This window comes from Micromonospora sp. NPDC006766 (assembly GCF_040636055.1).
Lineage (GTDB): Bacteria > Actinomycetota > Actinomycetes > Mycobacteriales > Micromonosporaceae > Micromonospora.
Window position 1 is genome coordinate 49403 of the sequence record NZ_JBEYIX010000037.1, and the last position, 8858, is coordinate 58260.

The window sequence follows — 8858 nt, forward strand, 5'->3', positions numbered from 1 at the left end:
CGACCGTATCTCGCCGACGCGACGGCCTTACAAGCGGAGCGTTTCGGGGGCGTGCAGGCGGAGCATCGTGGTGCCGACGTCGCGGGGCAGGCGACGTCGGGTGGCTATCGAGACCGCCACCATCACGCCGAACGCCAGCGGCACCGTCCACGCGGCCGGCTGGGCGGTCAACGTGGCCGGCCAGCCGGACAGCGGCGGGCCCAGCACCGTGACCAGCACTGCGGTGACTGCGGCGCCGCCGCCGACCAGCACCCCGGCGGCGGCGCCCAGGTCGGTCAGCCCGCGCCACCAGATGCCCAGCACCAGCAGCGGGCAGAAACTCGACGCGGCCACCGCGAAGGCGAGCCCGACCACCTCGGAGACGTCCAGCCCGGAAACGTTCAGCGCGAGCACCGCCGGCACCCCGCCGGCGATCACCGTGGCCAGTTGGAAACCGCGTACCGAGCCACGGCCCAACACGTCCGTGGAGATCACGCCGGCCACGCTGGTGAGCAGCCCGGAGGAGGTGGAGAGGAACGCGGCGAACGCCCCGGCGGCGACCAGCGCGGCGAGCAGCCGCGCGGCCGTGCCGCCGCCGAGCGCCGCCTCGGGCAGCAGCACCACCACGGCGTCGGTGTGGCCGGTGACCAGCAGTTGCGGGGTGTAGATCCGGCCCAGCACGCCGTAGATGGTGGGCAGCAGATAGAAGAGACCGACCAGGGCGAGCACCACCAGCGTGGTGCGCCGGGCGGCGGCGCCGTCGGGGTTGGTGTAGAAGCGCACCAGCACGTGCGGCAGGCCCATGGTGCCGAGGAAGGTGGCCAGGATCAGGGAGTACGTGCCGAACAACCCTCGGTCGTCCTTCCCGGCGGTGGCCGGCAGCAGCCAGTCCGTCGCGTCGATGGCCGTGCCGGAGACCTCCGGCACCGGGTCGCCTGCGGCGAAGTCGAGACGGTCGCCGGGGCGTACCTGCCGGACGTCGCCGTCGGGGAAGGTGAGGGTCGCGCGGTGCTCGACCACGACGGTGGTCGCGGTCCGGAACGCCGGCCCGTCGGGCGGGGTCACCGCCGGGCGGGCGTCGGCCTGCCACTGCAACGCCAGAAAGATCGCGGGTACGGCCAGCGCGGTCAACTTCAACCAGTATTGGAACGCCTGGACGAAGGTGATGGCCCGCATCCCGCCCAGCGCCACGTTCGCGGTCACCACCACGGCGACCAGCAGCGCACCCACCGGGTACGCCGAGCCGGCCACCGTCGACAGGGTCAGCCCCGCCCCCTGCAGCTGCGGCACCAGATAGAGCCAGCCGATGAAGATCACGAAGAGGGTGGCCAGTTTCCGCAGCCGGCGCGAGCCGAGCCGCACCTCGCAGAAGTCCGGCAGGGTGAACGCCCCGGAGCGGCGCAGCGGGGCGGCCACGAAGAGCAGCAGCGCCAGATAGCCGGCGGCGAAACCGACCGGATACCAGAGCACGTCCACGCCGTACTTGAGGATCAGCCCGGCCACGCCCAGGAAGCTCGCCGCCGACAGATATTCCCCGCCGATCGCTGCGGCGTTCCAGGTCGGGCTGACCGCCCGGGAGGCGACCAGGAAATCGGAGGTGGTCCGGGCCAGTCGCAGCCCGTAGAAGCCGATCCCGACGGTGACCAGGGTGACCGCCACGATCGCCGGGACGACGAACCCGTTGCCCACCTCAGCGCTCCGGTCGCTGGACCAGGTCGGTGAAGTCCTGCTCGTTCCGTTCCGCCAGCCGCACGTACGCCCAGCCGACCGCGATCAGGAACGGGAAGGCGGCCACCCCGAGCAGCAGCCAGGGCAGGTTGACGCCGAGCACCGTGGTGCGCCCGAGCGCGGGTGCGATGGCGAAGAGCCAGGGCAGGCCGCCCAACCCGACCAGCACCAGCAGGCTCAGCCGCAGCGCCAGTGCAAGCTGGGCGCGTACCAGCCCGCGGACCAGGGCCTCGCCGACCCGGGTCTGCTGGGTCAACTCGGACCGGGTGCGGTCCGCCCGGCTGCCCGAGCGGGACACCTCGGCCAGCACAATCCGGGCCCGCCGGCGCGGCTGTGCGGCACGCGGGGCCGGCTCGGCCACGCGCGGGGCCGGCGCCGGAGCGGCAGCTGGCCGCCCCGGAGCGCCCCGCTCGTCCGTTCCGGTCATCTCCGGCAGTCTCGCCTGATCAACGCAAATGTCAAGTGGTGTCGGTTGCCGACCGCCGGGGCCCCGGCCTGTGGGCAACCTGTGGAAAACGCCTCACTCCTGTGGATAACCCGGTGGATGCGCGCACGGTTGTCGTTACGGCATTTGCCCCCGGACCGGCGTTACTGGGCGGTTCCAGTCCTGTTTCGCGGCCCGGACCAGTTTGTCCTTCAGCTCCCGGGTGTGCCGGCGGCTCACCGGTAGCTCCGTGCCGTCGACCACCACCACGTAGCCGGAGTTGACCAGGCGCAGCTCGGCGATCAGCCGCAACTGCACCAGGTACGACCGGTGGATCCGCACGAAACCCGCGTCCGCCCACCGCTCGGCGAGGGTGGCCAGCGGAACCCGGACCAGGTGTGACGCGTCCGCGGTGTGCAGCCGGGCGTAATCGCCCTGGGCCTCCACCCAGCGCACCGCCGAGCGGGGCAGCAGCCGGGTAGTGCCGGCCAGCTCGATCGGGATCGTCGGGTCCTCGTCGGCGCGGGCCAGGGCCGCCGGGTGCGAGGGCACCACCCGGGCGCCGATCACCCGGCGCAGCGACTCGGCCAGCCGCTCGGCGCGTACCGGCTTGCGCACGTAGTCGGTCGCGCCCAGGTCGAAGGCGTCGGCCGCGCCGTCGTCGTAGGCGGTGACGAAGACGATCGCCGGCGGCCGGGCGAACCGTCGCAGCACCCGGGCCAGCTCCATGCCGTCCAGCCCGGGCATCCGGATGTCGAGGAAGACCACGTCCACGTCGCCGTCGCGGAGCACCCGCAGCGCCTCGGTCGCGTCGCCCGCCGTGTGCAGCCGGGCCACCCGGGGGTCGGCCCGCAGGTGGTACGCCAGCTCGTCCAGCGCCGGCGGCTCGTCGTCCACCGCCAGCACCCGAAGGAAAGCGGATGCGGTCACTGTGCTGGCCCCGTTCGCTCGCTGCGCTCGCTCACGAGCCCGCCCGTACGCCCGGGTGGAACTTCGGCACCCGCATGCTCACCTTCGTACCCGAACCCAGGCCGGTCTCGACGACCAGGCCGAACCGGTCCCCGAAGGCCGACCGGAGCCGCTCGTCGACGTTCGAGAGGCCGACGTGCTGGCCCGGGTCGACGGTCGGGTCGCTGCCGGCCAGCTCGGCGATGCCGGTGGCCAGCGTCGTCGGATCCATTCCCACTCCGTCGTCCTCCACCGTGATGTGGCACTCCGCGCCCGCGTCCCGGGCCTCGATGCTCACCATGCCGGTGCCCGGCTTGCGGGACAACCCGTGCCGGACCGCGTTCTCCACCAGCGGCTGGAGGCAGAGGAACGGCAGGGTCACCGGCAGCACCTCGGGGGCGATCTGCAGCCGTACCTGGAGCCGCTCGCCGAACCGGGCCCGTTCGATGGTCAGGTACCGGTCGATCGAGCGCAGCTCCTCGGCGAGGGTGGTGAACTCGCCGTGCGCCCGGAACGAGTAGCGGGTGAACTCGGCGAACTCCAGGATCAGCTCCCGGGCCCGCTCCGGGTCGGTCCGGACGAACGAACCGATCGCGGTTAGCGCGTTGTAGATGAAGTGCGGGCTGATCTGGGCGCGCAGGGCGCGTACCTCGGCCCGGGCCAGGCGCTCCCGGGACGAGTCCAGCTCGGCCAGGGCGAGCTGGTCGCCGGCCCAGTGCGCGGTCTCCAGGGTCGCCTGCACCAGCCCGGGGGCCGGCTGCTCGTCGGCGATCGCCACCAGCGCCCCGACCACCCGGCCGTCCGCGCTCAGCGGTGCCAGCACGGCACCTCGGACCGGGCAGTCCACCAGGTCGCAGCGCAGTTCCGAATCGCGCAGCACCGTCGACCGGCCGGAGCCGACCACCCGCCGGGCCGCCGCGAGCAACTGGTCACCGTGGTGTGCGCCGCGCCCGTCGAGGGCGAGCAGGGCCTCCCGGTCGGTCAGGGCCAGGCCGGCTGCGCCGACCAGGGCCCGCAGATGGCGTACGGCCTTCGCCGCACCCGCGGGGTCCAGCCCGGCCCGCAGCGGCTCGGCCGCCAACCCGGCGGTGTGCAGCACCTCGTACGTGGCCCGCTGGGTGGCCGTGGCGATGCCCCGTCGTCCGCGCAGCCGCAGGACCGCCCAGAGCGCCGCGGCGAGCGCGGTGACGAGCGACACGACGCCGAAGACGGCGGAGAGGTTGCCACTCACGGAGCGATCCTGACCCCACTATGAGTGGACCGGCCGAAGCGGATCAGCCCACAGGTCGATAAACCAGCGATCAGCGTGCCGCGCTGCTGGGAGATCGCCACACTCGATTCCCGCCTCCGTGCGGATGACGATGTACCAGTGGTCACCCCGTTGCTCGGCAACGGCGGCGGGTTCGGCCGAGCACCTAGCCGCTGCCAGTGTTCTACCGACCGGGTCCTTACCCGGATCGCCCTTGATCAACAATCTGGCGTGCTCGACGTCATTGTCGGCGACCGCCCTGTGGAAGTCCTTCGCGAGCTGTTGCGGTGATTCCGCCCCCGGCTCCGGTGTCAGGGCAACCTTCACCGTGATGAACGCGATCCAGGCGAGGACGGAAGCTGCGGCGCCAGTCGCCAGCCACTTGCCGTTTGCTTTCAACATGAGCCCCTGCCACCCCGGTGGTGCGGTGTCGTTAGTACGCGCCCTTGCGGGCGAGCACCACCCCGACGGTCCGCCACAGGATGCTCAGGTCGTAGGCCAGCGACCAGTTGTCGACGTAGTAGAGGTCGAGCCGGACCGCCTCGTCCCAGGACAGGTCGGAGCGGCCGGAGACCTGCCAGAGCCCGGTGATGCCCGGCCGGACCAGCAGCCGGCGGCGGACGTCGCCGAGGAAGTCGCCGTCGTCGGCGGGCAGCGGACGCGGCCCGACCAGCGACATCTCGCCCCAGAGCACGTTGATCAGCTGGGGCAGCTCGTCGAGGGAGGTGGCGCGCAGGAACCGGCCCACCGGGAACACCCGCGGGTCTTCCTTGATCTTGAACAGCATGCCGTCGGTCTCGTTCTGGTCGACCAGGCCGGCCAGTCGCTCCTCGGCGTCGACGTACATGGTGCGGAACTTCCAGACCTGGAAGGTCTGCCCCTCGTGCCCGATCCGACGCTGCCGGAAGAAGACCGGCCCGGGGTCGGAGATCCGGATGGCGATCGCGATCGCCAGGAAGAGCGGGATCAGCAGCATCAGGCCCAGCCCGGCGGCCACCCGGTCCATCAGGTTCTTGACCAGCAGCGCCGGGCCCGACAGGGTCGGCTCCTCGACGTGCAGCAGGGGCAGGCCCTCGATCGGGCGGATGTGCACCCGGGGGCCGGCGATGTCGGTGAGCTGGGGTGCGACCACCAGGTCGACACCGGAGCCCTCCAGCTGCCAGGCCAGCCGGCGCAGCTCGCCCGGCTCAGCGCTGGCCGAGCCGCACACCGCGATGGTGTCCCCGCCGACCTCCCGCACCAGGGCGAGCACGTCCCGGCCGGCGTAGACCGGCACCGGGGTCTCCATGCCGCGCGCGGCGGCGTACCCGTCGGTGAGATGGATGGCGACCGGCACCAGGCCGGCACCGGGGTTGCGAGTGACCGCGGTGTAGACCTCCAGGCACTCCGGCAGGGTGCCGACCAGCACCATCCGGTGCCCCGCCTGCCCGGCCCGGCGTCTGACCGTGTGCAGCGCGAGCCGGGCCACCAACCGCCCCAGCAGGATCAGGACCAGCGCCCCAAGCAGGGCAAAACCCACCGACCAGCGGGAGAGGCCGGTCTTGGTGGCGAAGGCGATGAACGAGACGGTCGCGGCGACGGCGATTCCGCCGCGGGTCACCCGCTTGAACTCGTCCGGGCCGAGCCCGAGGTACCGCCGGTCGTAGGCGCGGTTGCCCCAGAGGATGATCAGCCAGCCGAGCGGCAGCAGCAGGAAGGCCACCGTGTAGAACCAGGTGGCGTTGCCGAAGCCGGCCCGGGCCTGGCCGAAGGCGTCTTGGGCGATCCAGTCGGCCAGCACCACGGCGGCGAAATCGAGCAGGAGCAAGAAGGCGATGTAGGGGCGGTGCCAGCGGGACACCCGGCGGCGGGCACGAGCCCATGCCGACCGCGGCACGCCGTTGTGCGACGGCGGAGTCGGCGGCTGGATCTCGAAGCTGTCGACGTGCCGCACGCTTTCGCTCCGGCCTGTGTTGGTTACCGGGCGCTGGAGGCTTGTCGTCACCTCAACCCATGTCCTCCCGCATGACCCGCGCCCTCACTCGCCGTGAGGACCCGCGTCGCCCACCGTCCCAGTCTCCCACGCGGGCCCGGTCAGAACGGGCCACCGGGAAGGAAGCCGCTCACTGGATCACGCGGGGATCTGGCCGGCTCCATATCGGTTGTGAAGCCGGGGACCGGGCCACTATACCGATGGATTGCGGCCCGGGTAGAGACGCGAGTGGGACCTTTGACGATCCCTGGTCCATTCCGCTCAGTAATCGCCGGGTGCGATTACTCACCGTACGAGGCGAGACAACCGTCGGTCAGCCAGCGGCTTGCCGCCGGTCTGACAGGTGGGGCAGTACTGGAGGCTGGAGTCGGCGAACGACACCTCCCGCACCGTGTCCCCGCAGACCGGACACGGCAGCCCGGTCCGGGCGTGCACCTTGAGGCCGGAGCGCTTCTCGCCCTTCAGCTCGGCGGCCCGCTGCCCCAGCGAGCGGCGCACCGCGTCGCCGAGCACCGCCCGGGTCGCGCCGTGCAGCGCGGCGAGCTGGTCGTCGGTGAGCCGGTCGGTGATCGCGAACGGGGACAGCCGCGCCGCGTGCAAGATCTCGTCCGAGTACGCGTTGCCGACCCCGGCCAGCACCGCCTGGTCGGTCAGCACCCCCTTGACCTGCCCCCGCCGGCTGCGCATCCGTTCGGCGAAGGTGGCCAGGTCGGCGTCGAGCGCGTCCGGGCCGAGCTTCTGCACCCCGGGCACCTGCGCCGGATCGGTCACCAGGTAGGCGGCCAGCTTCTTCTGCGTGCCCGCCTCGGTCAGGTCGAAGCCGGAGCCGTCGTCGAGGCGTACCCGAAGCGCGACCGGGCCCTTGCCGGGGCGCAGCGGGACGGTCGACGGGAACGCCTCCCGGTAGTGCAGCCACCCGGCCCGGGCCAGGTGGATCACCAGGTGCAGCCCGGCCTCGAAGCGGACGTCCAGGAACTTTCCGCGCCGGCCCGCGCCGACCACCGCCCGACCCGACACCGCGCTCGGCGGCGGGTCGTACGTCTTCAGGGCGCTGATCGCGGCGACCTCGACGCGCTCGACGCAGCGGCCCACCGCCCGCTCGCGCAGGTAGCCGGCGAGCGCTTCCACCTCCGGTAGTTCGGGCACGTCACAACGGTAGCCTTCTTTCCCGTGAGAATCGTGGTGGCGCACAACCGGTATCGGGAAGCCCAGCCCTCCGGCGAGAACACCATCGTCGACGCGGAGATCGCCCAGCTCACCGCGGCCGGGGTGGAGGTGCTGCCGTTCATCCGCAGCTCCGACGAGATCCCGTCGATGTCCAAGCCCGCCAAGGCGCTGCTGCCGATCTCACCGATCTGGGCGCCGAAGGCCCAGCACGACCTGGACCGCCTGCTCGTCGAGCACCGCCCCGACGTGCTGCACCTGCACAACCCGTACCCCCTGCTGTCGCCCTGGGTGGTGCGGACCGCGCACAAGCGCGGCGTGCCGGTGGTGCAGACGGTGCACAACTACCGGCAGGTCTGCTCCTCCGGTCTCTACTTCCGCGACGGCGTGATCTGTCAGGACTGCCGAGGCCGGGCGCTGGGCGTGCCGGCGATCGTGCACCGTTGCTACCGGGGCTCCCGGGTGCAGAGCGCGCTGATGGCGACCACGCTCGCCGTGCACCGGCCGACGTGGCGGTCGGTGGACCGGTTCATCGCGCTCACCACGGCCGTCGCCGACCACCTGCGCGACTACGGCATCCCGGACGAGCGGATCGTGGTCAAGCCCAACGCGATTCCCGACCCGGGTACGCCGGCCCCGCTGGGCGAGGGTTTCCTCTTCCTCGGCCGCCTCAGTCCCGAGAAGGGGCTGGACCTGCTGCTGGAGGCGTGGCGGCGGCACCCGGACGGCGCGCTCGGCCCGTTGCGGATCGCCGGTGACGGTGAGCTGCGCCCGCTGGTCGAGGCGGCCGCAGCCGAGCGGGCCGACCTCACCTTCCTCGGCCCGCTCGACCGGGCCGGGGTGCGTGCCGCCCTGGCCGACAGCGCCGTGGTGCTGGCGACGTCGACCTGGCACGACGTGCTGCCGACCGTGATCATCGAGGCGCTGGCCAGCGGCCGGCCGGTGCTCGGCACCGCGCTCGGCGGCATCCCGTACCTGGTCGGCGCGGACACTTCGCGCGAGCCCGCCGGTACCGGTCCGGCCGAGGCGGCCTCGGCGTTCGCTGCGCCGGGGCCGGCCGGGACGGTGCCGGAGCCCGCCGGATCCGGGTCGGCTCGGGTGGCGTCGGCACCCATTGACGCCGGCCGGCCGGCAATACCGGCCGGCATCGAGTCGGGGGAGGCGGGCTGGGTGGTCGCCCCGGATCCGGCCGCGCTGGCCGCCGCCCTGCCCGTGGCCCGGGCCGGTGCGGCGGCGCTCGCCCCGGCCGCCCGAGCCCGCTACGAGCGCACCTTCCACCCCGACGTGGTCACCAAACGCCTCATCAACACCTACACCACCACCCCCCCACCCCCCACCACCCCCCACTAACCCCGCCCCCGCCCCCCGCCCCCGCCCCCGCCCCCGCCCCCCTC

8 protein-coding genes are annotated in these 8858 nt (G+C 72.7%); 1 reads left to right on the top strand and 7 read right to left on the bottom strand.

Annotation, left to right across the window (positions count from 1 at the left end; translation table 11 throughout):
- Positions 1-27 precede the first annotated feature (27 nt).
- From ABZ671_RS24160 to ABZ671_RS24190, 7 genes are all read right to left on the bottom strand, one after another.
- On the bottom strand, positions 28-1668 hold the full coding sequence (locus ABZ671_RS24160; protein WP_357862052.1) for a cation acetate symporter: 1641 nt from the start codon (positions 1666-1668) through the stop codon (positions 28-30).
- A gap of 1 nt (position 1669) precedes the next feature.
- A complete protein-coding gene (locus ABZ671_RS24165) occupies positions 1670-2134 on the bottom strand; it encodes a hypothetical protein (RefSeq protein ID WP_357862054.1) in 465 nt (154 codons plus the stop codon).
- A gap of 135 nt (positions 2135-2269) precedes the next feature.
- Positions 2270-3061 (bottom strand): LytTR family DNA-binding domain-containing protein, encoded by a 792-nt coding sequence (locus tag ABZ671_RS24170; RefSeq protein ID WP_357862056.1) that lies wholly within the window; start codon positions 3059-3061, stop codon positions 2270-2272.
- Positions 3062-3092: 31 nt separating this feature from the next.
- A complete protein-coding gene (locus tag ABZ671_RS24175) occupies positions 3093-4310 on the bottom strand; it encodes a histidine kinase (RefSeq protein WP_357862058.1) in 1218 nt (405 codons plus the stop codon).
- Positions 4311-4328: 18 nt separating this feature from the next.
- Entirely contained in the window at positions 4329-4730 is a 402-nt protein-coding gene (locus ABZ671_RS24180) for a hypothetical protein (RefSeq protein WP_357862060.1), read from the bottom strand.
- 31 nt (positions 4731-4761) lie between these two features.
- A complete protein-coding gene (locus ABZ671_RS24185; RefSeq protein ID WP_357862063.1) occupies positions 4762-6261 on the bottom strand; it encodes a sugar transferase in 1500 nt (499 codons plus the stop codon).
- Positions 6262-6585: 324 nt separating this feature from the next.
- Positions 6586-7446 carry a DNA-formamidopyrimidine glycosylase family protein gene (locus tag ABZ671_RS24190; protein WP_357862065.1) on the bottom strand — a complete coding sequence of 287 codons (861 nt, stop codon included), beginning with the start codon at positions 7444-7446 and terminating at the stop codon, positions 6586-6588.
- A gap of 24 nt (positions 7447-7470) precedes the next feature.
- Between ABZ671_RS24190 and ABZ671_RS24195 the strand changes: the two genes are divergently transcribed.
- Positions 7471-8814, top strand: a complete 1344-nt coding sequence (locus ABZ671_RS24195) for a glycosyltransferase family 4 protein (protein WP_357862067.1) — start codon at positions 7471-7473, stop codon at positions 8812-8814.
- Positions 8815-8858: the final 44 nt, after the last annotated feature.

Excerpts from the sequence above, each read along its gene's own strand:
- ABZ671_RS24165 (WP_357862054.1), bottom strand. The coding sequence starts at position 2,134 with ATGACCGGAACGGACGAGCGGGGCGCTCCGGGGCGGCCAGCTGCCGCT.
- ABZ671_RS24180 (WP_357862060.1), bottom strand. The coding sequence starts at position 4,730 with ATGTTGAAAGCAAACGGCAAGTGGCTGGCGACTGGCGCCGCAGCTTCC.